Consider the following 22992-nt stretch of genomic DNA (forward strand, 5'->3'; position numbering starts at 1 on the left):
TATCCTTAGCTAATCTGCAAAATAATCCCGTAACACAGAAATAACTTCAGGTCTGCTGAAATTACCTGGAATGGGATCATGATTGCGCAGCTTCTCCCTGACTTTTGTTCCTGATAAGATAAGCCTGTCTTTTTCATCGTGAGGACATGTTTTCACTGTTGCCATTGAACCACATTTAGAGCAATAAAAGCTATTCTCAAAAAATAACGGTATAATCCCAATCTCATTTTCTTCAAAATGACTAAAAATTTCATGAGCATCGTACGGCCCATAGTAATTGCCCACACCTGCATGATCACGACCGATAATAATGTGGGTACAGCCATAATTTTTCCTGACCAGCGCGTGAAAGATCGCTTCACGCGGACCTGCATATCTCATCGATCCTGGAAATACTCCTAAAACAACGCGGTCTTTTGGGTAATATTTATCCAATAAAACCTCATAAGATTTCATTCTCACGATAGCAGGAATATCATCCTGTTTTGTTTGGCCAACAAGCGGTTGCAAAAAGAGACCGTCCACATTTTCTAATGCTGTTTTCTGAAGATATTCATGAGCTCTGTGAATAGGATTTCGTGTCTGAAAAGCAACGACCTTGTCCCATCTTTTCAATCGAAAAAATTGTCTTGTCATCTCAGGACTTAAATAGTATTGAGAATCCACTGTTCTGTCAGGCAGCTCGAACATTGTAATGCGTCCTGCTACATACCAGCTCCCTCTCTCTTTTAACCTCTTTACTCCAGGATGCGAATCATCTTCTGTTCTATAAACCAGTTTGGCTTCCAACGCAAGGTCTGGTTTATATATTTCTTTTATTTCAATTTTTCCATATAGTTTTTCATGATAACAAAGAGCAGCTTCTTGACTGTTCTTTAGCTTTTTCGCTATTTCGTCTGAAACTGGCAAAGTAATAGGCAGAGACCAAGGCAGGCCATTGCTTAAACGCATATGGTGAAGGACTGATAAATAATCGGCTTGATCCATAAAAGAATCAAGAGGACTAAATGCCCCGATCGCCAAACATTCCAGGTCAGATAACGAAACAGGATCCAAATCAATCCGTGCGTTAAACTGGTAATTTTCCAGAGGAATATACCTGTTTACTAGACTTCCGCCATGAGGAAGTATGGTCATAGTTACCACCTCGAAAATTTGTGAGTTAGCTTTATGCTAACTATTAACTATTTTATGTTCTCCTACTAGAAACCGTGAGCATATTTCTGAATAATAGACTCCTCTCCTCTTCATCGAAATTAATTACCAGAATAACCATGTCCATTTAATTGTTGTACGAATAAAATGTTTGTAACGCGCTATGAGTATTCATAGAGCAGTTCAAATTAGGAGGAAACTTAGTGAAAGTAGGCGTTGTTCTCCCTGTGTATCACCAGGAAAGGGAGTATATTTTTGAATGTATCGAATCAATGGAAAAACAAACTTTTCGTGACTATAAACTTGTGATCGTACTTGATGGTCCGAATGATGAAACTGTAAGTGCGATAAAAGAAGCAAGTAAACGATTAACGATTCCCTATCAAATTATTGACCGTAAAGAAAATAGAGGTATTTCACCAACATTAAATGAAGGGTTTAAGCTTTTGCATGACTGTCCATATTTAACATGGATATCGAGTGATAACAGACATGATCCAAACTTCTTGGAGCGACTTGTTGCAACGATGGATCAAACAACACCAGAAACGGTATTAGTCTATTCCTTTTATAGACGTATCGATGAAAACGGGAAGCCGATCACCTATACGAAAGCCTGGTATGAATATGTAGAATATTTTATGACGAGACCAAAAGAGGAAATCTTTCAAAACTGTTTCATCGGCTGTTCGTTTCTCTTTAAAAGAGAAGCATTCAACAAAGCTGGAGGCTATCGTGATAAGTTTCCGAACGTACAAGACCACGACTTTTGGATTCGCTTGCTGCAACACGGTGATTTTTTCTTATTGCGAGAGTACATTATGGAATATCGATTTAACGGCAAGTATGCACTTACAACGAATATTCCACCAGAACAACTGACAATGGAAAGTATGGCAAGCAGTATCGATGTTAGAAAGCAGATTGGAAACCTGCCAAAAGTAAGTGTTATTTTGTATTCCCACAATCATGTAAATACGATTAAATATGCTATTCAGACTTTACAGCAGCAAACCTATCGTGATTTCCAGCTCATCGTGATAGATGACGGGTCAACAGACCATTCACCAGATGCTATTCATTCCACACATGACTCCCGATTGGTTCCCCTTCTCCTTCAACATCGAGGGAAAACAAAATCCTTAGAAATCGCACTTCAATACTGTACAGGAGAATATGTTCTGTTTATGACAGGCGAGGATTGGCTGGACCCAGAAGCGCTTCGTTTAATGGTTCAAAAAATGAACTCCTTACCTTTAAATACAGAATTGTTATTGTCCAATCATAAGATTTGGTATAATCGCCGTGGCAGACTTGTTCCTGGACCCATCATAACCGGTCAGTCTTATACCTCATCGACATCAAATGAATCAAATCTGCCATATGCTGTCCTATATCGAATATCTTCTTTAAAGAAGGATCTCAGCAACGCTGTTGATTCTTTAGTAGAAAATCATTTTTTTCAATTAAATCGAAAAAATAACAACACACATTGGATGAACATGGCTCTGTATCATAAACGTATATAATATAAAAAAGAGCGTCCCCCACTCCGGAGACGCTCTTTTCTTTTTTAATCGCATACTGCTATACCTGAAAAACTTTCTGGTCCTACCCGAGTAACACCAAGAGCAGTTACAGATACATACATTGAATATGTGAGTTGTACAGCAGCTGCTGGATTAAAATCCAATGCATTTATTGTAAATACTTGAGGGCCAACAACGCTTATATTCATAGATTGAATTGCAGAATAGATCATTGGTGAATTAGGGCTTGTTCCTCTAACAATTGTGATATTTACAGTGGTAGCGACTGGTAATAAAGGCAACTGCAGAGAAACTGTCCCTTGCAATTCCACACGAATATTACTCCCTGCATTTTGGGTAGCTAATCCAATACGGCCAATAAGCTGAGGTTCATTGATTACAAGAATAGGTACAGAAATAGAGTTAGCATAACTTGCATTTTGACTTGTTCTTAAATCTAAAAACTTTGCCATCTTCTCACCTCCCTTCAAAAGATTAAAAGCGCACTTTTTTTAATCTTTTAATGTTCTGTAATAGGTAAGGGTGTGAGCAATTGATTCCTTCAAAGAAAAAAAGTTCTGCCAATCTAATTCCTTAATCTTTTCATTATTCATTAAATCTGGCGGATTATCTGGGAAAGAGTTTGTCGACGTAAAAGTTAGATCTAATTGAGTCAAAGATTGAAAAATTGCTGTGATATCGGATAATAAACTCCATTGCCCCGATCCAATTTCGTAGGTAGTGTTAACTGATCCTTTATTTAATAAAATCTCATAAGCAGAAACGGCATCCCGAACATCTAAAAATTCCCTTGCATTATCAAAGTGACTAATCGCGATAGATTCTGTCTTTTTTTCTTTTTCCATCAATGCAATTCGTTTTGCTAACACAGATACGAATCCAGATGAAGGACCTGGTCCTATTAAGTTACATGGTTTGACTACTATTACAGGAAGTTTAAACAAATAGCACCAATTTAAAGAAAGGTTTTGCTGAATTTGTTTACTTACTGCGTAAGGATGATTTATTCCCGAAAGTGCAGAACCGGCTATTAGCGTTTTGCAATCTGGCTTTACCACGCGGATAGCTTCAAGAAGGTATAGTGTTCCTATTACATTAATCTCAATAGTATTTAACGGATCATCCCATGATTGGGCGACTGAATTTACTCCTGCCAAATGCAAACAATAATCAGGTTTATATTTCTTCATAACATTTAAAATTTGAAATTTATTTAAGAGATCACATGTCTCCAATTCCCATTTCAAATGCTTAGCCGTATTTCTTGAAATACCTATAACCCGATATCCTGCTTCAGAAAAATAATGACAAGCATGCAAACCTGTAAAACCTGCTGCACCTGTAATGAGGATCGTTTTCATGACAACCAGTCTTTTAATTCTTGAAGCTGTTTTTCATAAGGAGAAACTTTGTAGAGATAGTCTTGCCTGGAGTTAAAAAGAGTACGGTCTATTCGAGGCTCTGTATGAGGAATAATATCAACATTATCTTTTTGAAAAATGCGTTTGATCAGGGTGAGCAGTTCATATTTGGAGACAATTTCAGGAGCCGTTAAGTGGTACAAGCCAGTGAGCGGATTTTCAATAGCATGATGAATAAATTTAGCGAGCTCTAATGTAGTTACTCCATTCCATTTCACATGGGTAAAGCCTTTTAAAATCCCTTTTTGGTTGATGAACCAATGAAACAATCCGATACCGTCCTTTAATTCTGGACCAATAATAGAAGTTCTTATTGTCAAATGTGGATCCTTTTTCATTTCACCAAGCTGTTTTGTTTTGGCATACATCGACAAACCATCTGGAATAGATTCTTCATTATAATTTCCTTCATGTCCGCTAAAGACACAATCCGTACTAATATGAATCAATTTTCCTCCGTATTCGTTTAAATGTTTAGCTAATTCATGAGGAAGAAGGCTATTTACAAGAATGGCTTCACGTTGATGAATCGCTGCATATTCATTTAAGAGTCCTATACAATTGATAATGATATTAGGTTTGTGGTTTTGAACCACTTCCCTAATTTGATCTAAATCCGTTGCATCCAGCATAATGTGGCCAGCCGTTCCATCTCTAGATGTTAATATCAGTTCATATGCTGAATTTTTTTTGAAATAGGAGGCAATCATATGCCCCGCCATTCCATTTGCCCCTGTAATCATGATCTTCAAGACAGAAAACCGCCTTCAGTTAACATTGTATAGATTTCTTCTTTTGTCATTAGGTCTTTTTCAGAGCTATAACTCTCTAATTCTACTTTTTCGTAAGCGGAATAATGCTGGTTCAGCCCTTCTATATCAATTGTGGGCAAAATAACAAAGTATTCATTATCATAGTACACCGTTGTAGCACTCTCATATTCGGAGAGAAGGATCTCGTGAAGCTTCTCGCCCGGACGTTTCCCAAGTTCCACCATTGTTATGCCTTTTTTCCCAGAAGCATCGATTAGAACCTGCGCCAGATCGGTAATCTTGCATGTTGGCATCTTCATGACGAAAATCTCGCCTCCAACACTTTCAAAAGTAGCTTTAAATAATAAACTAATCGCTTCTTCAAGTGTTAAAAAGAATCTTGTCATTTCAAAATCCGTAATACCAACTTGTCCTTTCTTTTCAATCTGGCTTTTGAATACGTGTATAACACTGCCGTTGGTTCCTAATACATTACCTCCCCTTACACAAACAAACCGTGTATGTTTGCTAAGAAGATTTGCGTGGATGATTAATTTCTCACCGATCGCTTTTGTCATTCCGTATAGATTAGAAGGGTTAGCAGCTTTGTCTGTTGATATATAAATTACTTTTGTTACTTTATGATGGATTGCCGTTTCTATAACGTTCTGAGTACCTTGAATATTGCTCTTCAAAGCTTCATATGGCTGCAATTCACAGATTGGAACATGCTTTAAAGCAGCAAGGTGGTAAATGTAATCCACCCCTTCACTAGCTCTCATAAGAGAATCTTTGTCTCTAATATCTCCGATCATAAATGTCAGTTTTGGATTGTAATCAAATTGTCTCTGCATGGCAACCTGGCTAGCTTCATTACGGGATAAAATGATAATTTCTTTTGGTCCCTTTGGCAGCAGCTGCTTTACGAGTTCATGACCCCAAGAGCCTGTGCCTCCCGTAATTAATATTCTTTTATTTAACAATACTATTTCCTCCTAAAATAAACTTTACTACGCGATCTGAAACATCCAGATCACCATATCCCTCAGGAATTGACCAATGCTTGTCTTCACAGGTCATCACTTTAACTGAAGATAAGATCTGCTGTGCTGAAACACCAGATACGCAGTTGCTACCACATTCAACAGTTTCCGGTCGCTCGGTACTATTGCGCATGGTAACAGTTGGTACTTGAAACAAACAGCATTCTTCTTGAACTGTCCCGCTATCAGTAAGTACACAATAAGCATTCTTTTCAAGATTAACGAAGTCGAAAAATCCAAACGGTTCATGAAACTGCACGAATGGATGCATCTCCAGCTTGTTCGTTTCTAATATTTTTGATTTTGTTCTTGGATGAATGGAACATATTACAGGCATTTGGAAAAATTCAGCGACTAGATTCAGTCCTGTTAAAATTTCTTTTAAGTGTTTAGGATTGTCTACATTCTCCGCACGATGTGCAGTAACAAGCATGTATTTTCGTGCTGATACTTTAAGTTTTTTTAAAATGTCACTATTTTCGATTGATTCTTTGAATTGAGTTAAAACTTCATAAATTGGATTACCAGATACCATGATTCTATTTACAGGAACGCCTTCTTTTATTAAATTCTCGCGACTGTATTTCGTGTACGGCAGGTTAAATGTCGATATAGCATCGATGACTTTTCTGTTCTTTTCTTCTGGGACAGAAAGATCATAGCATCGATTTCCTGCTTCCATGTGAACGACAGGTATATTTAGACGTTCAGCAACAATCGAGGATAACGCACTATTGGTGTCACCTAAGACAAGAACCTTATCCGGCTTCTCATGAATCAGTATCTTTTCAAGTTCTGAAAACAAATGAGCGATCTGATTTCCGAAAGAAAATTCCTGTCTCATTAAAATATAGTCAGGCTGTCTAAGATTGAATTCTTGGAAGAACACATCATTTAATGAATGGGTAAAATTCTGGCCAGTATGAACCAAAATATGTTTGTCAGCTAGTCGATCAAGTTTTTTTATAATTAAGCTTAACCTGATAATTTCTGGTCTTGTTCCAAGGATCGTTACTATTTTCAATGAAACTCTCCTTTCTTAATAAACATTAAGACTTTATATTAAACTATGAATTTTAACCTAAAGTGGACTAGACCCCTACCCTGTTCATAAAAAAAAAGGCGGGAAATGAAATCCCGAACTTTTTTGAACAAGCTTCATACTATAGCTTATAAGTGTTTTAAAGGAGCTATCGTATGTCTAAAGCCAAGATTCTATTTGTTTTTTATTTGCCTAGCGGAGGCATGGAAACACTAAACCGTCAGCGCTGCAAAGCACTCGCAAAGCATGGTATAGAGTGCCACCTTTTATATATGCAGGACGGAACTGGACTGCAGAACATTTCACAAATTCCTACTTATATCACGAATAATAATAGTGAAATTAAGAAAGTATTAAAAGATCACCATTTTGATGCCATTTTTGTCAGTTCTGATATGCAGATGCTTCAAAGAATACGGAATTTAGGTTACAAGGGCAAATTGTTCTTTGAAGTACAAGGCTTGGGTAGTTATAAGTCCGCTGAAAAAATTCTGACACAGGCAAAACCCTTTGTAATGAATTATGCAAATGGTATTCTTTATCCCCAAACACCTCATTTAATTAGTTTGATCGAAGCTCATTATCCTACGCATCCAAAATTCTGCTTTCATAACTGCTTTGATACGAATGAATTTAGCTATCGATTAACACAAAAGGTGCCATACCCCGTAATTGGCTGGGTTGGAAGATTAGAACTAAATAAAAATTGGGACGACTTTCTTTTATTTGCCATACGGTATATTAAAGCAAAGCCAAACACAAAATTTTGGATGTTCATTGATGACACACTTGGCAATCAAAATGAAAAGATACGATTTCAGAACTTATTGAAGCGCTATAAATTATCAGATTCTATCGTAGTCCATGCTAACATCCCCCATAAAAAAATGGCAGAATATTTCTCAATGATAGGAGACAGCGGAGGGTTCCTGCTTTCTACTTCAAAAGTCGAAGGTTTTGGGTATGCTGTCATAGAAGCGATGAGTTGCAGATGTCCTGTGCTCACTTCTGATTCCGACGGAGTAAAAGCATTTATACGGCATAATATAACAGGAAAATTTTATGAAAACGGGAATATTGGTTCTGCTGTTAAACAAGCAATTGAACTGACAGATCATACTGTACTGCGAAACTCAATTATCCAAAATGCATCAAACCACCTTACATTATTTGAATTAGATACGTATGCACTTGAATTTATGAAATTATTAAAGTAAAAAAAGCCACTTTTCATTAAGAGGCTTTTTCTTTGCACTTATATTCCCTTTTGAATAGTACGTTTTATTAGTTCATTCATTATGTGGGTGTGCCGCTGAGTGGTTGATAGTAATTCCTTCCGAGCCTGCAGCCTATGCTGCTTAGTTCCCATCTTACTATGAACCCTGTATTGTACAAGTGGCTCTGAATAATAATAAAATCTGAATTTCGGAAGAATTCTTAACCAATAATCATAGTCTTGCGTAAATAGCAATGTTTCATCAAACAAACCTATCTCCTTACAAAGGTTCATACTGAGCATGACCGTACACCCATTGATCACACAGCCTCTCCTCATCCTTTTTAGAAATTGAACTTGGTTCGGAAACTCCATACCTTGTGGTGAGGAAACAATTTTACCGTGTTCATTGATGAGATAGAAATTAGAATAACTAGCTTGAGCATTTACAGTTTTCATATAGTGTAGCTGTTTTTCAATTTTAAAAGGGTGGAATAGATCATCTGAACTTAACCATGCAAAATAGTCCCCTGTTGCATTTTCAATACCAAAATTTAAAGCTGACGCTGTTCCTCCATTACTTTTTCTAATGTACTTTATTCTTGATAAATAAGGTGTTACTTTTTCGTTGTATAAAGTTGAACCATCATCAACTACGATCACTTCAATATTTTGATAGGTTTGATTCAAAGCACTTTCAATAGCAAGCCCAATATAGGAACAATTAAAAAAAGGAATGATAATTGAAACCTTTTCCAATGGAAAAAACCTCCTTACTAATGACTCTGCAAGAATCTTTGAATTGTGTTTACCATTTCTATGGCTCTTACTTCAGTTGTATGTCTTTGTTGGATCAACGTTAACCCATTGGATACAATCTGGTTTCGCAGTTCTTCATTCTGTAAATAATACTCCACTTTTTCTGGGAAATTCATATCATCTATGACTACAAACGTTTTACCATCAACAAATCCTAAATCAATTAACTCTTGTGAGCCTGAAGCTGCAAGAAGCGTTCCGCAAGCAAGTACTTCAAAATATTTAAGTAACGGAAAATGATGAACAGAATCACATGTTAGAAAAATCTTAGCTCTGCTGATTTCTTTTGCATACCTTTCACCAGTAAGTCCTTTCTTTACCACTCCATATCCAGGATGCGATCTTTGGACAAAACGATGATCTCTAGTATAATGCTGTGCTATCTTATGTCTAAAAGGATAAATGTGGGGATATGTCGCTCCGATCATTAAAAGAGGAATATCCTTAGGAGTTTGAAAGTTAAAAAATATATCAGTTGGGACATGGTGAGGAAACCAAACGAACCGATGAATATGATCAGGTAGCCACTTTTTAAATGCTTCTCGATAGTGGCAAAAAATTAAAGCTGGTTTTTCTAAATGAATTAAGTGGTTTCTTTTTGATAGTTTATAATGCAAGTCATGCATTAATGTGCCATGTGGTATTTGCAGATCTTGTAAACCTCTAATATACGGTCTGTATTCTGGTTTATAGTCGTTTAACAGAATGAAATCAGGGTTAACAGGCAATTGATTTATAATATCCAAAATGTAACCATCCCTGTTCCAAATCACTAGATTTGTAAGTTTAGCAAGCTCTCTTTCAAGGTAATAGCTGCTTCTTTCCAACTGCTGTGATCGATCTTTTGTAATAAAGAGAAGATTAATTCTTTTCATTTCTCTCTCCTTCTATTTAAATAACTCCATGCTTACGCATGGAGTTATCCATCTTTTTAAAGTTCTACTAATAAAATTCTGTCTAGATTTACGACATATAGACCAGAGCCGGCGGACCCAGCCTGAGAAAATACTACAAAGTCTCCACCAACTTCATATACTCTGACACCTGTTAAATCTGGTGTACCAGCTGGTTGGTTAGAGTTCTGTAGAAATACTTCTGCAATAACAGTTTGTTCTCTAAAGCAATTTACAAACAAATCACGGAATGGACCGAAATTCACTGACATAAATAAAACACTCCCTTAAAACATTGGGCAATGGATAAGCCCTACTTTAATATATTCCGTTCAGTTGTATTGGTTTGGACAAACGTCTTACTTTTTAAAAATGTACTATACCAACATCGGCCCATTTAAGACAAAAATGGTTTATTATCCTATTTCCAATTCGTACAAACATCCATATAGTATATTAACCTGATAACTGAGAGAAATCAGGTACATGTATCTATTTCAAAGGAGGAAATACATTGGGTTTATTAAATAATAACTCATGTTGTGGCAATGGCAATACAGCTGGCACAACTAAATCTAAGTGCGGTGGCTGTGTTTGTGAACTATTGAATCAGCTTGCTAATGCTAGAATGAACGGAAACTTCTGTACAATGGGTCAGCAACAAGTGGTTCAATTAGTACCTAAAGGGTCTAGTGAAACATTGCGTGTAACTGGTGGCGGAGGCCCTGGAACAGATTTCACATTAGTAAGTTTTGACCCAGAAACTTGTTGCGCTGTGTTCAGCTTCAGAAGTGGAAGCGAAACGCGCACAATGGTTATTGACTGCCGTTGCCTATGCGGAATTATCTGTATTCCGCAAAATGGCGGAGGCTCTGCACCTACTTCTGTACTTGACTAATAAGTAAGGTACTGCCTCAATAAAAAACAGGACTGATGAGAAAAGGATACAGTCCGAGACACGAAAAAACCCCGAATCCCATTGAGAGTATTCGGGGTTTAGTCTATTTATTTTTACTAGCGTGCAATCGTATTATATCCGCTGTCTACGTGAAGAATCTCGCCTGTGATTCCTCGAGCCAAGTCGCTCATCAAGAATAGTGCAGCATCGCCTACTTCTTCTTGTGTGTTCGCTTTTCGAAGCGGTGATCTTTCTTCGATCTCTTTTAATACAGAGTTGAAGTCACCGATTCCTTTTGCAGCTAATGTTCTGATTGGACCTGCCGAGATCGCGTTCACTCGAATTCCATCTTTACCTACATCTGAAGCCAGATATTTTACGCTAGCATCAAGAGAAGCTTTCGCAACACCCATCACATTGTAGTTGGATACGACTCTTTCACCACCAAGGTAAGTAAGTGTTACGACGCTTCCGCCTTCCGTCATTAATGGACGAGCTTCTTTAACAACTGCAGTCAGTGAGTAAGAAGAGATATTATGAGCCAGAAGGAACCCTTCACGCGTAGTGTTTAGGTATTCGCCTTTTAGTTCTTCAGTATTTGCAAATGCAATACAGTGAGCTAATCCGTGAATTACTCCAACTTCTTCTTTTAATGCAGCGAAAGTCTTTTTAATTTCTTCATCATTTGTGATGTCGCATGGTAAAACGATTGAATCGTTTCTTTCAAGTGATTCCGCAAGATCCCGTACGTTCTTTTCAAGTCTTTCACCAGCGTATGTAAATACAAGTCGAGCTCCCGCTTTTGATAGAGATTGTGCGATTCCCCAGGCAATGCTTCTTTTGTTTGCAACACCCATAACCACAAATGTTTTATCTTGTAATGATAGTTGATACATAAAAAATCTCCTCCCCATGGTCTATTTTTTCATAAAATTATAATTAGTATTTGTTATTAGTACCAAGTCCTAATTAGTATAACAGATAAAAAAGGATAATTCACTAGTTAACCTTTGCTTGTCTCAATATTTTTCACTTCAAAACCGCACGCATGACAGCGGTAAATGACATTCTGGTTTGATTGGGCAATGAGGATTTCATCATTAAGATTATGCTGCGCCTCACAATTCGGGCAATAAACTATTGGAATCATAATCATTTCACCTTTCTATTGTTTTATTACTAGCATGCTCCATTTTTACAAAAAATAAAAAGCGCTGGCTTCAACCAGCACTTTTTTTAGGAAAGAATCTCTCTCATCTGTTGAACTTGTTCTTTGCTTCCTGTAACAACCATCTTATCTCCCAGCATGATTTCTGTGTCACCGTGAGGATTGATGGATTCTTTTCCTCTATAGATCCTCACGATAATACTGTCACCCAAGAATGGAAAATTTCTTAACGCTGTTCGGTGGTACGAACTGTTTCTCACGATAATTTGATTCAAGCTGTTATCTTGAGTCGTGAGAATATCCACTACAGCAGGATTCTCGATCAAAGCTTTTAATAAAACTTGAGAAGAGAAATAAACAGAGTAAACTTCTATTCCTTTGTCTTTAAGCCCATCACGTTTTGATGGATCTTCTATTCGAGCAATAATTCTTTTTACTCCTTCTTCTTTTGCTAATAAAGAAAGCTTTTCATTCGTTTCATCCTGACCTGTTGCACAAATGATAACGTCTGTGTTAAATACATCTGCTTCCTTTAGTGTATTACCTTCATAATTTTCAAGTTCTTTTATATTGAAACTTTCTAATTGCTTTTGGTCTTTTTCTTCTTGTTTTATGTGATAGATTCTTTGTTCAAATCTTGTTGTGTCGAGCTCTGACGTTATAGGTAGAGTAAATTGATTAGCTCCAACAATAACAAGCTGTTCTTTGACTGTTTCTCCTTCTTCTTTTCTAGGGAAGAACTTTTTAAAGAATATCGGTGTGATAATTGCACTAATTACTGCCGTTAGGATAAGTGCAGATGATGTTCTCGCATCTATAATCTTAATACGTTCACCAATTTTTGCTGCTGCGATAACGAGTGACAACGTAGATGTCAATAAAAACCCGGCTGCTGTTACTGTTTTCCAGTCATACCATTTTCTCAAGTACAGAATCGGTAGGAACTTAGAAATTAATAAAGCAACAAGCAGTAAAGGTATTAATGCCAGTGCCTTGGGATCTGAAAAAATAGAACGGATATCTAGCTCTACTCCTACCATTACGAAAAAGATAGGAATTAAGAAACCATAACCAAATGAATCTAGCTTGTGCACAAGATGCTTATTAGGTGATAGAAGAGAAACAAGTACCCCGGCTAAGAACGCGCCTAGGATATTCTCTGCGCCTACTGTTTCGGACAATCCAACTAATACGATAATCAGAGTAAATACTGCCCTTGTATCAAGCTGGATAGTTCCTTTAGACATCGTCTCAAGAAATGATCGATGCCTCATCTGTTTTCCGACAAAGTATAAAATAATACCTGCTGCAAATAGAATGAGCAACAGCCACATTCTGCTTGGATCTCCAGATTGCATGGAAACAAACAGAGCGAGCAAAATCATTGTAACAAGATCCGCAATAACAGCGACTAATAAGATGATCTGTCCGATCGTCGTTTTAGACAGTTTTTCTTCTTTTAGAGTTGGTACCACAACACCTAAGGAGATGGTAGAAATAACAAGAGTCATAAAGAATGCACTTTCCGCAAATCCTCCCCAGACAAACAATAGGGATAATCCGTACGAAAGGATAAGAATAAACAAAAAGATTACCGATGAAACAAAAATACGATTTGGTTCTTTTCTCTCTTCTTTATTTTTCTTTTGGTTATTACCGCCAGCAAATATACTAAAATCAATCTCAAGACCGCTTAAAAACATTAAAAAGATAAAGCCAAGGACTGATAGAATCTCGAGCCAAGCGTCAGGATGGACGATATCAAAGCCGCTTTTACCAAGGATGATTCCTGCAATGATTTCCGCTACCACAACAGGAATAACGCGCAATTTGAATTTGCTGAGCAAGATTGGAATAAAAAATGCAGTAAGAATAACTAATACTAATGAAGTAAAAGAAGCATGTTCTTCCATAGGACCTCCGTATATTCCATAATTATTATTGGTTTACTATATTAAACCTCAAAAAGAAAAGTCAAACGATTGTGCTCAAAATGATTTGCAAAGCTTGTGTTTTTAGGTAAGATAATACATGTTATTGTTTTACTTTAAGGAGTCGATTCCACATGCAGAATAACCATAAATCTCCATGGCAGCAGCTTGATTACAATCTTTTGTTCATTTTGTTCCTCATGGTCATTACAAGCTGTATTGCCATCTACAGTGCTCAGATGATGGATCAATACGGTAGTAACTTTGTTATTAAACAGCTCGTTTGGTACTTCATTGGCGGTATCGCTGTTGTAGGAGTAATGGTATTAGATTTCGATCAGTTCAGAAAGCTATCTTGGTACTTATACGGTCTTGGAATTCTTTTGCTCTTAGGTATACTTGCAGCACCTGAAAGCATTGTTCCTAACATTAACGGTGCACAGAGCTGGTACAGATTTGGACCTTTTGCCTTGCAGCCGTCAGAACTTGTAAAAGTTTCACTTGTTATTGCTATTGCAAATACAATAGCTACACATAATGAAAAGTATATTATCCGTACCATGCATGAAGACCTTTTATTACTTGGGAAAATAGCCCTAATTGCCGGCTTACCTACCCTTTTGGTTCTCATGCAGCCCGACCTAGGCACAAGTCTCGTCTTTATGGCGATTACAGGCAGCCTATTACTTGTATCGGGTGTGAGATGGAGAATTATTCTATTCCTTATTCTTTCCTTTATTCTGTTCATATCAATCCTAGTTTGGATATATTTTACCTTCCCACAGTTTTTCGTGGATCATATCCTTGATCAATATCAGCTGAACCGCTTTTATGCTTGGCTGGAGCCTTATGAACATAAAGATGCTGGATACCATACTCGTAACGCACTTCTAGCAATTGGCAGCGGTATGCTTTTCGGAAAAGGCTTTACGGAAGGTTCTGTTTATCTCCCTGAAGCACAGACTGATTTTATTTTCTCGATTATTGGTGAGGAATTTGGATTTTTAGGAACGAGTATCGTGATCTCATTATTCTTCCTAATGGTATACAGAATGATTAACACAGCACTTGAGAGCAACGAAGCTTTCGGCAGCTATCTATGTGCTGGAGTAATTGGAATGCTTACATTCCAAGTGTTCCAAAACATCGGTATGAACATACAAGTTATGCCGATCACTGGTATTCCGCTTCCATTCATCAGTTATGGAGGCAGCTCGATACTAGCGTATATGATCGCTTTTGGACTGGTATTAAACGTAAGATCGAGAACAACCAAATATATGTTTGAATAACACCTGATTCTTCAGGTGTTTTTCTTATGTCATTGAAGTATCCTAAGATAGAATGAGGTGAAAAAATGAAATGCGATATTATCGGCGACATCCATGGCTGTTTTACTGAATACCGGGAGCTTACAGAAGCACTAGGCTATGACTGGACTGATGGATTGCCTAAACACAAAGAGAACAGAAAACTCGTTTTCTTGGGAGATCTAACTGACAGGGGTCCTGAATCCATAATTGTGATGGAACATGTCTTTGACTTAGTAGATCAAAATTTAGCACTTTACACACCAGGCAATCATTGCAATAAACTATACCGATATTTAATAGGAAGGAATGTACAGGTAAAGCATGGTTTAGAAACCACTGTTGCTGAACTAGAAGCTCTTGATGAGGAGAAGCGTAAAAAAGTCAGTGATCGTTTTTGCACCCTTTACGAAAATGCTCCTCTTTATTTAGAGCTTGATGAGGGTAATTTGGTCGTGGCTCATGCTGGTATTCGTGCTGATTATGTAGGACAGACGAGCAAAAAAGTAAAAACATTTGTCTTGTATGGAGATATTACGGGTGAAACCAATCCAGATGGAACACCCGTGAGGAGAGATTGGGCGAAGGAACACCATGGTGATCTGACCATTGTTTATGGTCATACTCCTGTTGAAAACGTACGCCATATTAAGAACACATGGAACATCGATACGGGATGTGTATTTGGTGGAAAGCTGAGCGCGCTAAAATACCCCGAGATGGAAGCGGTCAGTGTACCTTCCACCATGCCTTTTATTCCTGAAAAATTTCGTTCATTTGATGATTAAAAATAAAAGGAGTGCCAGTTTTAATGAAACTACACTCCTTTTATTTATAGTAACTGATCAGGATCAAAGCCTAGCATGATAAAATCTTGTTCATATAGTTCGAACACTATCCTTTTTGTTTCAGCATCATAGAAATTTTGATAAGGCGGCAGTGTACTGTTTCGAATGAATGAATATAAATTCACATCAGTAACCGATTCTTTTACAGTAGTATTCATTTTTTGAGCAACATGGTGCTGTGATTGAGTCAGAACATCTAACGGGGACTGCAATAGCTTATATTTCCTTTCAATCTTTCTCAACTCCGAATTGAGGTTTTCGAGGTTGATATAGTTTTGAACAAAAAGCTCTTCTCCATCTACATACTGCTGAGCAACATGAGAATTGACGACTTCCCGTTTCACACCAATCTCTACGAGCCTGTATAAGAATTGCCTAAAGGAAAAACCTTCTTTAACATCTGGTGCAATCTGTATCATCACTTCAGGCATTGCTAGTGCTGCAATATATGAACTCACAGCCCTTTTATATGGATTTCTAATTACTTTATAAGTATCTTTTTTTAGATTCAGTAATTCATTTTTTAGATTGAGCTTGAGATTCGGCTGCTGTTCATAGACCTTCTCTCTAAAAGTATGAATCCATTCCGAATATTGATTGGCTTGCTCTAAGATTCCGATTTGAAAGTAAAACCATTTCACCAAAGTTGTACATCCACACTTTGGGTTCCAAAAAAATATGATCGGAAACTCCTTATTAAACAATGGAAGTGGTATAGCAATCAGACCTGTGATGGTCTCTTCTTTTTTCTTTTGTAAATCAGACATGGTTTTCACCCCCATTCACTATTAGTAAATGAAATGAGGGCTTGTTTTGCTTGTATCTTTGAGCAAAAAATTAATTTATGCGATTAGCTATCTTCTTCATATCCTCAGGCAAATCAACTTTTATTATTACCTCTTCATCACTGAATGGATGAATGAATCTTGCGGTCTCGCTATGAAGCGCTTGCCGTTTAATGATGTCTCGGCTCCCCCCATATAGGTCGTCCCCAATTAACGGGTGACCAATGGAGGCCATATGCACTCTGATCTGATGTGTTCTTCCTGTTTCAAGCTTCAGTCGGACGACTGAAATATCAAGATCAGAAAGATCATTTATTTTTTCAAAATGAGTAATGGATGGCTGCCCATCTTCTCTCACCATACGCTCAATAATACTATCTGGATTTCTTCCGATCGGACTGGTTATCGTCCCAAAATTTTGCTTCAATTTCCCGTGAACGAATGCAATATATTCCCGTTGGATTGTCTTCTCTCTCTGCTGTTTGGACATTAATGAATGGGCAAACCGGTGTTTAGCAACTAGCACGATCCCCGATGTATCTTTGTCCAGCCTGTTAACAGCATGAAAAGTTCCAGGAATAGCATGTTGCTGATAATAAAACAAAACCCCTGCTGCAAGCGACCCTTTCGGCTGATATAGTGATGGAATAGTATGCATTGCAGGTGGCTTATTTACTGCAAGAAAATGCTCATCTTCATACACGATATCAAGTGTTATATTTTCAGCTTCCATCGATTCACTTTGTTTCTCGGGCGGGAAGTGAACTTTCACGATATCTCCTTTTGACAGAGAGGTCCTTACCGTCACTTCTTTTTCGTTCACAAAAAGAGCGCCGCCGTGAAACTTAATATCGGTCAGCGCTGCTTTAGATATTTGTTTAGTCTTCAAAAACTCTCTCAATAAGACAGGTGCCTCAGCTTCAGTTACAACCCATGAAATTTCAAAGAAATTATTCATGTTATTCACTGACAAACGATTCTTTGACCCTCTTCCAGAACGGAAACGGACGGAATCGAGCAAACCTTATTTTTTCTTCAGCAACTCGATATTGAATCGACTTTACTTTTTTCTGCACTAAAAATAAGTGGTCGATCGTAATATGAAAATCAACATCGTTTACAGGCTTTAAGATACATGTATGGTGCTGAGGCAGAACAAGCGGCGAACCTATTGTACGAAACACACGATTGTTGATCGATGCCATCTCTGATAGCTGGATTGACGCAAGAGAAGGATGGATAATCGCACCCCCAAGTGCTTTATTGTAAGCCGTACTACCAGAAGGTGTAGAGATACATAAGCCGTCACCTCGGAAGGTCTCGAACTTTTCACCTTTGATCTCAACATCCACAACGAGTGAACCTTCCACACTTTTGACAGTACATTCATTAACGGCTAAATACCTTTTCTCGTCAATCCCATCAATGTACCGAACGGTCACTTCCAATAGAGGATATTCCACGATCTGAAAAGGTGTTTTTGCGATATGTATAACGAGCTTCTCCACCTCTTCAGGCAGCCAGTCAGCAAAGAATCCAAGATGACCAGTATGAACACCGACAAACGCTGTCTTATCAATACGATGTACATAATGATGAAAAGCATGAAGTAATGTCCCGTCACCGCCGACTGTAATCACGATTTCAGGTTCCTTTTCTTCATAAACTAATTCGAATTCTTCTAAATACGAACGAATTTTTTCCGTTAAGATATTCGATTTGTTATCACCTTTTGAAATGATGGCAAACTTCATTCTCTCTCCATCCTTTATGATCCTAGATTGGTTTCACTGGATTTATCGTTGCGTTCCAGGAACACTAGCTGTGCATCTTGAATCTCACCTTTGATCTGAGACATCTCCTCATCGAGACGGTTTGCCGCTTCTGCCGCTCTTTGCAGACGCTGGCGGATGTCTTCCGGGATCTGTCCATGATACTTATAGTTCATCGAGTGTTCGATCGTTGCCCAGAAATTCATCGCAAGTGTTCTTACTTGAACTTCTACTAATATCTTTTTCTCACCGTCCAAAACTTGTACAGGATACTCAATAACAAGATGGTAAGATCTGTAGCCGCTTGGCTTTTTATGTGTAATATAATCTCTCTCTTCAACAATCTTAAAATCGTTTCGCTGTCTGAGCAGATTGATTACGGTCGTAATATCGTCAGTGAATTGACACATGATTCTTAAACCAGCTAGATCCTGTATCTCCTGCTCCAAACTGTTATCTGGAATATTCTTTTGGTACGCTTTGTTAACAATTGATTTAACGGGCTTTACTCTTCCTGTTACAAATTCAATAGGACAATGCTGATTTGATCTTTCAAATTGTTCGCGGATCCCGCGAAACTTGATTTTAAGCTCGTCAACAGCTTGCTTATACGGAATTAATAGAGCTTCCCAGTCCATACTCATTGTGCTTTTTCCTCAGTACCAAAAATCTTAATCACTTCTTCTTCCATTTGCTGACCATAGTTTGCGTTACCTTGAATATTCTCAGTCAAATATTCCATTTCGCTAGAGAAAGCAGTTAATTCAAGCTCTTCTCCTTTTTCATTTTGAACGACTACAGCAGCTTTTTCCAACAATGCTTTTTTTACATCGACCCAATGGCTGCTGCCTAATGAGATATGGATAAACCCTTCATTGTTCTCGAGTACATAAATAAATGCTAATCCATCAGAGTCTACGAGCATTCTCTCGCTGTCTTTCCATTCGGAAAGCTTCTGGCTCATTTCATCAGATACATTTAAATATAGTTTGTTTTGTTCCCATGCAGTTGACTGCACATTCATTCGTAGTGGCATCATCATAAAAAACCTCCTGTTTCTTCACTAATAGTGTAACACAAAATAGAATTTATTAAGAAATTGAGAAGCGGGTTTTGCTATGAGATAATGTGTTTAACTTAATTTTGCAACAGGAGGAATCGCGCGGTGTCACAAGAAATAGAGATCGAGTTTAAAAACTTATTAACATATGAAGAATTTTTACAGCTCATAGATGCATTTGAGGTCCGAAAATCTGATTTTATTGAGCAGACAAACTATTATTTTGATACAGAAGATTTTCAATTAAAGAATCATAAAAGCGCACTAAGGATCCGTTTTAAAAAGGATACTTACACTCTAACTTTAAAACAGCAGTTTGAAGAACACATACTTGAAACCCATCAGACCATTGATAAAGATATATTTCCCAACATGCTCAATGGAATACCGTTACCTCATGGTGAAGTGACAGAGGTCCTCCGTAAACTAAAAATTGATAATGATGAAATCAAATTTTTAGGAGAATTAACTACGAATAGGGTCGAACTTCCTTACCAAGAAGGTCTACTCGTTCTAGATGAAAATCATTATTTAGGTAAAATCGACTATGAATTAGAATACGAATCTGCCGATTATAAGAAGGGACAGCAAATTTTTCTGAAGCTCTTAAAATCAAAAAACATCCCTGAACGTGAAACAAAAAGCAAGATTCATCGTTTCTTTGCAGAAAAGGCATCATTAAAATAACATTTGTGAAATTAAAAAATATATAGAATCTATGAGTTTCTTATCAGTATTCCTATTAGGAGGAAACCTCTTGAATATCCAATCTTTTAAAGCACTTATGGAAATCCAAGCTTTACAGCAACTCAATATAAATTCTGTTTCTTCTACTAACAGCGGTTCAGGATCAAGCCCGTTTGCCGCTTTGCTTAATGAAGCTTATTCAAAAGCGGGTGTAAGCTCAAATTCAACGTTGGATATGAATCAGTTTGAGGCGATGAGCAGTCCCCTTTCTGTGCAAATGTCTTTTACTCCTGATTTATCGAATAGATTGACAGTGGACCCTGTTTTACAAGGCTTGGGTAAGATGAACATACCTTCAAAAAGTCTTGATGATTTGATTGAACGCACAGCAGAGAAATATGGTGTTAACCCAAATCTAATCCGTTCTGTTATTAAGCACGAGTCAAATTTCAAAAGTACAGCCCAAAGCCATGCAGGTGCACAAGGGCTCATGCAGTTGATGCCTGCTACCGCTAAAAGCCTTGGAGTCACCAACTCCTTTGATCCTGTTCAAAACGTTGAAGCCGGAACAAAGTATTTAAAGATGATGCTAGACAAATATAACGGCAGCGAACAGCTCGCACTTGCTGCTTACAACGCAGGGCCGGGAAATGTAGATAAATATAATGGCATCCCACCTTTTAAAGAAACCATTGCTTATGTAAAAAAGGTAATGAATACATACAAGACGTTTGCTTAACCCTCCATTAAGGAGGGTTTTTCTTTTAAGTTTAAGGCTTTTTCGTAAACTTTGTTGGTCTTGAAAGTGGTTGATTTCCGCTCCAGGTTGCTCGCTTTCCACGGGGCGTGCGGTGAGCCTCCTGCCGCTTTGCGCCATTAGGAGTCTCCACCTGACCGCTCGTCCCGTAGGAGTCTCGCACCTTGCGCTCCAATCAACTTTACAATGAAGCGAATGAAAGAAATGAAGCAAAAGCAACAATCTTTTACAAAAGAACTTTCGTACTCAATCAAAATTGAAATGAGTTGATGTTCACTCAGGATGCTTGCTTTCCACGCGTCGTGCGAAGAGTCTCCTCAGCGTATAGCACTTAAGGGATTTTGCCAGTTAGGCTGTAAAACAGTTACGAGAACAGCATTTTTTTAACAAATAGTCATGTCTTAACTGCAAAAGAAAGAACAATAATAAACATGGTAACTGATGAGATATCTTTGTTAATGTTCATATTGTTTGCTTACAATTCATGAACCTTGCTACAATAAACTTACAAATTAACGCAAGGAGCTTTTGCACCATGTTTGATGAAACGAAATCACCATATTATCTTTTAGGAGAAAAGCAAGGAATCGAAAAGCTTGTAACCACTTTTTATAGTTTGGTAAGTAAAGATCCTATGCTGTCACCTCTGTTTCCAGATGATTTAACCGAAACTGCTTATAAACAGACCCGTTTTTTAAGTCAGTTCTTTGGCGGACCGCCGTTATATACAGAGGAATTCGGACATCCTATGCTTAGAGCTCGTCACATGCCGTTCCCGATAACTAACACTCATGCAAAAGCTTGGATAAACTGTATGGAGCGTGCGATGACTATTGAAAAATTGCAACCAGAACTTCAAGAGTTTTTAATAAGCCGCCTAAAAATGACTGCTTATCATATGGTAAATACAAACGAAGATACAGAAAGGGGCGAGAATGCTGACACTGTATAATTCCAATTCCTTTTATGACGATCAAGAGAACAATAAAAGTCAAGCATGTCAAAAGCCATTGGAAATCTATTCTGTCATCGATCCGCTTTGTCCAGAATGCTGGTCATTGGAACCTGTTCTTAAAAAACTGCAAGTAGAATATGGACACTACTTCAGACTTCGCCATTTTGTAAGTGGCAGTCTTGAGTCTTTAAATACCTATATACCGAAAAGAAAAGGATTAAAAACTGCTGAACAGATTGCTGAGAAATGGGAAAAAACAGCATCATTATCAGGAATGAGCTGTGATGGTGACGTATGGCTGGAGAACCCGATCTCATCACCGCATAAAGCTACATTAGCTATTAAGGCAGCCGAACTACAAGGCAAACAGCAAGGGATCAAGTTTCTTAGAAAACTAAGGGAAAACCTTTTCTTAAACAAACAAAACATTGGCAACGAAGAAGTTTTATTGGAGATTGCCCGTTCTGTCGGTCTTGATGAAGAAGAATTCTTAAATGATTTATCTTCAGAAGCTGCTATAAAGGCGCTGCGTTGCGATTTGAAGTTTTCACAAGAAATGGATGTAACTCAAATCCCTACTCTCATTGTTTTCAATGATAAAACAGATGATGACGGAATTAAAATTTCCGGCTGTTATTCTTATGATGTTTATGTTGAAATCTTAAGGGAAATGTCTGGTGTGACGATTGAGCCTGCACCGCTTCCTGCCTTAGAAGAATTTCTTGCTAAATACGCGTTTGTCGCTACAAAAGAAGTCTCTGTTGTTTACCAAATCAGCTGTGAAGAAGCTGAAAAACAATTAAAAAGACTTGTTTTACAGCAAAAAGTTGAACGTGTCCCCGTAAAATACGGAACGTTCTGGAGATATATTCAAACCCGCTGATCATCAGCGGGTTTTTTTGTTCAGTTTTCTTTTAGGACGTGCTTGCA

The 22992-nt window shown here is 37.7% G+C and carries 26 protein-coding genes; 9 read left to right on the plus strand and 17 right to left on the minus strand.

From position 1 onward, the window contains the following. Positions 1-9: 9 nt before the first annotated feature. Entirely contained in the window at positions 10-1137 is a 1128-nt protein-coding gene (gene sat, locus EV282_RS11030; RefSeq protein ID WP_130295861.1) for a sulfate adenylyltransferase, read from the minus strand. A 221-nt stretch (positions 1138-1358) separates the two neighbouring features. Here sat and EV282_RS11035 point away from each other — a divergent pair, with 221 nt between their 5' ends. Further along, positions 1359-2684, plus strand: coding sequence for a glycosyltransferase family 2 protein (locus tag EV282_RS11035; RefSeq protein ID WP_130295862.1), 1326 nt, complete (start codon positions 1359-1361; stop codon positions 2682-2684). 44 nt (positions 2685-2728) lie between these two features. Here the strand turns inward: EV282_RS11035 and EV282_RS11040 are convergent, their stop codons facing one another. From EV282_RS11040 to wecB, 5 genes are read right to left on the minus strand one after another with little or no spacing between them, the layout of a single operon-like run. After that, a complete protein-coding gene (locus EV282_RS11040; RefSeq protein ID WP_130295863.1) occupies positions 2729-3157 on the minus strand; it encodes a hypothetical protein in 429 nt (142 codons plus the stop codon). A 39-nt stretch (positions 3158-3196) separates the two neighbouring features. Continuing rightward, entirely contained in the window at positions 3197-4066 is an 870-nt protein-coding gene (locus EV282_RS11045; RefSeq protein ID WP_130295864.1) for an NAD-dependent epimerase/dehydratase family protein, read from the minus strand. Then, entirely contained in the window at positions 4063-4869 is an 807-nt protein-coding gene (locus EV282_RS11050) for an SDR family oxidoreductase (protein WP_319005289.1), read from the minus strand. The genes EV282_RS11045 and EV282_RS11050 overlap by 4 nt, the downstream gene beginning before the upstream one ends. Before the next feature lie 5 nt (positions 4870-4874). Next, the gene (locus EV282_RS11055; RefSeq protein WP_264191083.1) at positions 4875-5861 is read right to left on the minus strand and encodes a polysaccharide biosynthesis protein; all 987 of its coding nucleotides are present in this window, start codon (positions 5859-5861) and stop codon (positions 4875-4877) included. Beyond that, the gene (wecB, locus tag EV282_RS11060) at positions 5851-6945 is read right to left on the minus strand and encodes a non-hydrolyzing UDP-N-acetylglucosamine 2-epimerase (protein WP_130295867.1); all 1095 of its coding nucleotides are present in this window, start codon (positions 6943-6945) and stop codon (positions 5851-5853) included. The genes EV282_RS11055 and wecB overlap by 11 nt, the downstream gene beginning before the upstream one ends. A 173-nt stretch (positions 6946-7118) precedes the next feature. Here wecB and EV282_RS11065 point away from each other — a divergent pair, with 173 nt between their 5' ends. Continuing rightward, positions 7119-8180 (plus strand): glycosyltransferase family 4 protein, encoded by a 1062-nt coding sequence (locus tag EV282_RS11065; RefSeq protein WP_130295868.1) that lies wholly within the window; start codon positions 7119-7121, stop codon positions 8178-8180. A gap of 38 nt (positions 8181-8218) precedes the next feature. Here EV282_RS11065 and EV282_RS11070 read toward each other — a convergent pair whose 3' ends face one another. From EV282_RS11070 to EV282_RS11080, 3 genes are read right to left on the minus strand one after another with little or no spacing between them, the layout of a single operon-like run. Continuing rightward, positions 8219-8938 carry a glycosyltransferase family 2 protein gene (locus EV282_RS11070; protein ID WP_165389423.1) on the minus strand — a complete coding sequence of 240 codons (720 nt, stop codon included), beginning with the start codon at positions 8936-8938 and terminating at the stop codon, positions 8219-8221. Positions 8939-8955: 17 nt separating this feature from the next. Then, positions 8956-9873 (minus strand): glycosyltransferase, encoded by a 918-nt coding sequence (locus EV282_RS11075; protein WP_130295870.1) that lies wholly within the window; start codon positions 9871-9873, stop codon positions 8956-8958. A gap of 56 nt (positions 9874-9929) precedes the next feature. Next, positions 9930-10163, minus strand: a complete 234-nt coding sequence (locus EV282_RS11080; protein ID WP_130295871.1) for a hypothetical protein — start codon at positions 10161-10163, stop codon at positions 9930-9932. A gap of 332 nt (positions 10164-10495) precedes the next feature. Between EV282_RS11080 and EV282_RS11085 the strand changes: the two genes are divergently transcribed. Then, on the plus strand, positions 10496-10789 hold the full coding sequence (locus tag EV282_RS11085) for a hypothetical protein (protein ID WP_130295872.1): 294 nt from the start codon (positions 10496-10498) through the stop codon (positions 10787-10789). Between the two features lie 116 nt (positions 10790-10905). Here the strand turns inward: EV282_RS11085 and fabI are convergent, their stop codons facing one another. From fabI to EV282_RS11095, 3 genes are all read right to left on the minus strand, one after another. Next, on the minus strand, positions 10906-11685 hold the full coding sequence (gene fabI, locus EV282_RS11090) for an enoyl-ACP reductase FabI (RefSeq protein WP_130295873.1): 780 nt from the start codon (positions 11683-11685) through the stop codon (positions 10906-10908). Between the two features lie 107 nt (positions 11686-11792). Then, a complete protein-coding gene (locus tag EV282_RS20230) occupies positions 11793-11939 on the minus strand; it encodes a hypothetical protein (RefSeq protein WP_165389301.1) in 147 nt (48 codons plus the stop codon). 86 nt (positions 11940-12025) lie between these two features. Continuing rightward, positions 12026-13870, minus strand: coding sequence for a monovalent cation:proton antiporter family protein (locus tag EV282_RS11095; RefSeq protein ID WP_130295874.1), 1845 nt, complete (start codon positions 13868-13870; stop codon positions 12026-12028). A gap of 152 nt (positions 13871-14022) precedes the next feature. On the opposite strand from EV282_RS11095, the gene EV282_RS11100 reads away from it, so the two are divergent. Both EV282_RS11100 and prpE read left to right on the plus strand, forming a co-directional pair. Then, a complete protein-coding gene (locus EV282_RS11100) occupies positions 14023-15180 on the plus strand; it encodes an FtsW/RodA/SpoVE family cell cycle protein (RefSeq protein ID WP_130295875.1) in 1158 nt (385 codons plus the stop codon). A 65-nt stretch (positions 15181-15245) separates the two neighbouring features. Continuing rightward, on the plus strand, positions 15246-15986 hold the full coding sequence (gene prpE / locus EV282_RS11105; protein ID WP_130295876.1) for a bis(5'-nucleosyl)-tetraphosphatase PrpE: 741 nt from the start codon (positions 15246-15248) through the stop codon (positions 15984-15986). A 44-nt stretch (positions 15987-16030) separates the two neighbouring features. Here the strand turns inward: prpE and EV282_RS11110 are convergent, their stop codons facing one another. From EV282_RS11110 to EV282_RS11130, 5 genes are all read right to left on the minus strand, one after another. Then, positions 16031-16813: a sulfotransferase family 2 domain-containing protein gene (locus EV282_RS11110; RefSeq protein WP_165389424.1), complete on the minus strand. Its 783-nt coding sequence runs from the start codon at positions 16811-16813 to the stop codon at positions 16031-16033. A 70-nt stretch (positions 16814-16883) separates the two neighbouring features. Continuing rightward, a complete protein-coding gene (locus EV282_RS11115; RefSeq protein ID WP_130296962.1) occupies positions 16884-17789 on the minus strand; it encodes an RluA family pseudouridine synthase in 906 nt (301 codons plus the stop codon). Between the two features lies 1 nt (position 17790). After that, positions 17791-18585, minus strand: a complete 795-nt coding sequence (locus tag EV282_RS11120) for an NAD kinase (protein WP_130295878.1) — start codon at positions 18583-18585, stop codon at positions 17791-17793. Between the two features lie 14 nt (positions 18586-18599). Beyond that, on the minus strand, positions 18600-19247 hold the full coding sequence (locus tag EV282_RS11125) for a GTP pyrophosphokinase (protein WP_278043769.1): 648 nt from the start codon (positions 19245-19247) through the stop codon (positions 18600-18602). Then, positions 19244-19645, minus strand: coding sequence for a hypothetical protein (locus tag EV282_RS11130; protein ID WP_165389425.1), 402 nt, complete (start codon positions 19643-19645; stop codon positions 19244-19246). The genes EV282_RS11125 and EV282_RS11130 overlap by 4 nt, the downstream gene beginning before the upstream one ends. A gap of 123 nt (positions 19646-19768) precedes the next feature. Between EV282_RS11130 and EV282_RS11135 the strand changes: the two genes are divergently transcribed. The 4 genes from EV282_RS11135 to EV282_RS11150 all read left to right on the plus strand — a co-directional run bounded on the left by EV282_RS11135 (position 19769) and on the right by EV282_RS11150 (position 22945). Continuing rightward, complete coding sequence (locus EV282_RS11135) at positions 19769-20350, plus strand: CYTH domain-containing protein (protein WP_130295880.1); 582 nt, start codon at positions 19769-19771, stop codon at positions 20348-20350. 70 nt (positions 20351-20420) lie between these two features. Next, on the plus strand, positions 20421-21089 hold the full coding sequence (locus EV282_RS11140) for a lytic transglycosylase domain-containing protein (RefSeq protein WP_242611856.1): 669 nt from the start codon (positions 20421-20423) through the stop codon (positions 21087-21089). Between the two features lie 553 nt (positions 21090-21642). After that, on the plus strand, positions 21643-22059 hold the full coding sequence (locus tag EV282_RS11145) for a globin (RefSeq protein WP_130295881.1): 417 nt from the start codon (positions 21643-21645) through the stop codon (positions 22057-22059). Further along, complete coding sequence (locus EV282_RS11150; protein ID WP_130295882.1) at positions 22043-22945, plus strand: ClpXP adapter SpxH family protein; 903 nt, start codon at positions 22043-22045, stop codon at positions 22943-22945. Before EV282_RS11145 ends, EV282_RS11150 begins: the two co-directional genes overlap by 17 nt. The last annotated feature ends 47 nt before the right edge of the window (positions 22946-22992 follow it).

The organism is Fictibacillus sp. BK138 (genome assembly GCF_004216955.1).
GTDB lineage: Bacteria > Bacillota > Bacilli > Bacillales > Fictibacillaceae > Fictibacillus.

What these genes read in the sequence shown, in the direction of transcription:
- sat (WP_130295861.1), bottom strand. Translation starts at nt 1,137, where the DNA reads ATGACCATACTTCCTCATGGCGGAAGTCTAGTAAACAGGTATATTCCT.
- EV282_RS11040 (WP_130295863.1), bottom strand. Translation starts at nt 3,157, where the DNA reads ATGGCAAAGTTTTTAGATTTAAGAACAAGTCAAAATGCAAGTTATGCT.
- EV282_RS11045 (WP_130295864.1), bottom strand. Translation starts at nt 4,066, where the DNA reads ATGAAAACGATCCTCATTACAGGTGCAGCAGGTTTTACAGGTTTGCAT.
- EV282_RS11050 (WP_319005289.1), bottom strand. Translation starts at nt 4,869, where the DNA reads ATGATTACAGGGGCAAATGGAATGGCGGGGCATATGATTGCCTCCTAT.
- EV282_RS11065 (WP_130295868.1), top strand. Translation starts at nt 7,119, where the DNA reads ATGTCTAAAGCCAAGATTCTATTTGTTTTTTATTTGCCTAGCGGAGGC.
- EV282_RS11075 (WP_130295870.1), bottom strand. Translation starts at nt 9,873, where the DNA reads ATGAAAAGAATTAATCTTCTCTTTATTACAAAAGATCGATCACAGCAG.
- EV282_RS11080 (WP_130295871.1), bottom strand. Translation starts at nt 10,163, where the DNA reads ATGTCAGTGAATTTCGGTCCATTCCGTGATTTGTTTGTAAATTGCTTT.
- fabI (WP_130295873.1), bottom strand. Translation starts at nt 11,685, where the DNA reads ATGTATCAACTATCATTACAAGATAAAACATTTGTGGTTATGGGTGTT.
- EV282_RS20230 (WP_165389301.1), bottom strand. Translation starts at nt 11,939, where the DNA reads ATGATTCCAATAGTTTATTGCCCGAATTGTGAGGCGCAGCATAATCTT.
- EV282_RS11095 (WP_130295874.1), bottom strand. Translation starts at nt 13,870, where the DNA reads ATGGAAGAACATGCTTCTTTTACTTCATTAGTATTAGTTATTCTTACT.
- EV282_RS11100 (WP_130295875.1), top strand. Translation starts at nt 14,023, where the DNA reads ATGCAGAATAACCATAAATCTCCATGGCAGCAGCTTGATTACAATCTT.
- prpE (WP_130295876.1), top strand. Translation starts at nt 15,246, where the DNA reads ATGAAATGCGATATTATCGGCGACATCCATGGCTGTTTTACTGAATAC.
- EV282_RS11110 (WP_165389424.1), bottom strand. Translation starts at nt 16,813, where the DNA reads ATGTCTGATTTACAAAAGAAAAAAGAAGAGACCATCACAGGTCTGATT.
- EV282_RS11115 (WP_130296962.1), bottom strand. Translation starts at nt 17,789, where the DNA reads ATGAATAATTTCTTTGAAATTTCATGGGTTGTAACTGAAGCTGAGGCA.
- EV282_RS11120 (WP_130295878.1), bottom strand. Translation starts at nt 18,585, where the DNA reads ATGAAGTTTGCCATCATTTCAAAAGGTGATAACAAATCGAATATCTTA.
- EV282_RS11125 (WP_278043769.1), bottom strand. Translation starts at nt 19,247, where the DNA reads ATGAGTATGGACTGGGAAGCTCTATTAATTCCGTATAAGCAAGCTGTT.
- EV282_RS11130 (WP_165389425.1), bottom strand. Translation starts at nt 19,645, where the DNA reads ATGATGATGCCACTACGAATGAATGTGCAGTCAACTGCATGGGAACAA.
- EV282_RS11145 (WP_130295881.1), top strand. Translation starts at nt 21,643, where the DNA reads ATGTTTGATGAAACGAAATCACCATATTATCTTTTAGGAGAAAAGCAA.
- EV282_RS11150 (WP_130295882.1), top strand. Translation starts at nt 22,043, where the DNA reads ATGCTGACACTGTATAATTCCAATTCCTTTTATGACGATCAAGAGAAC.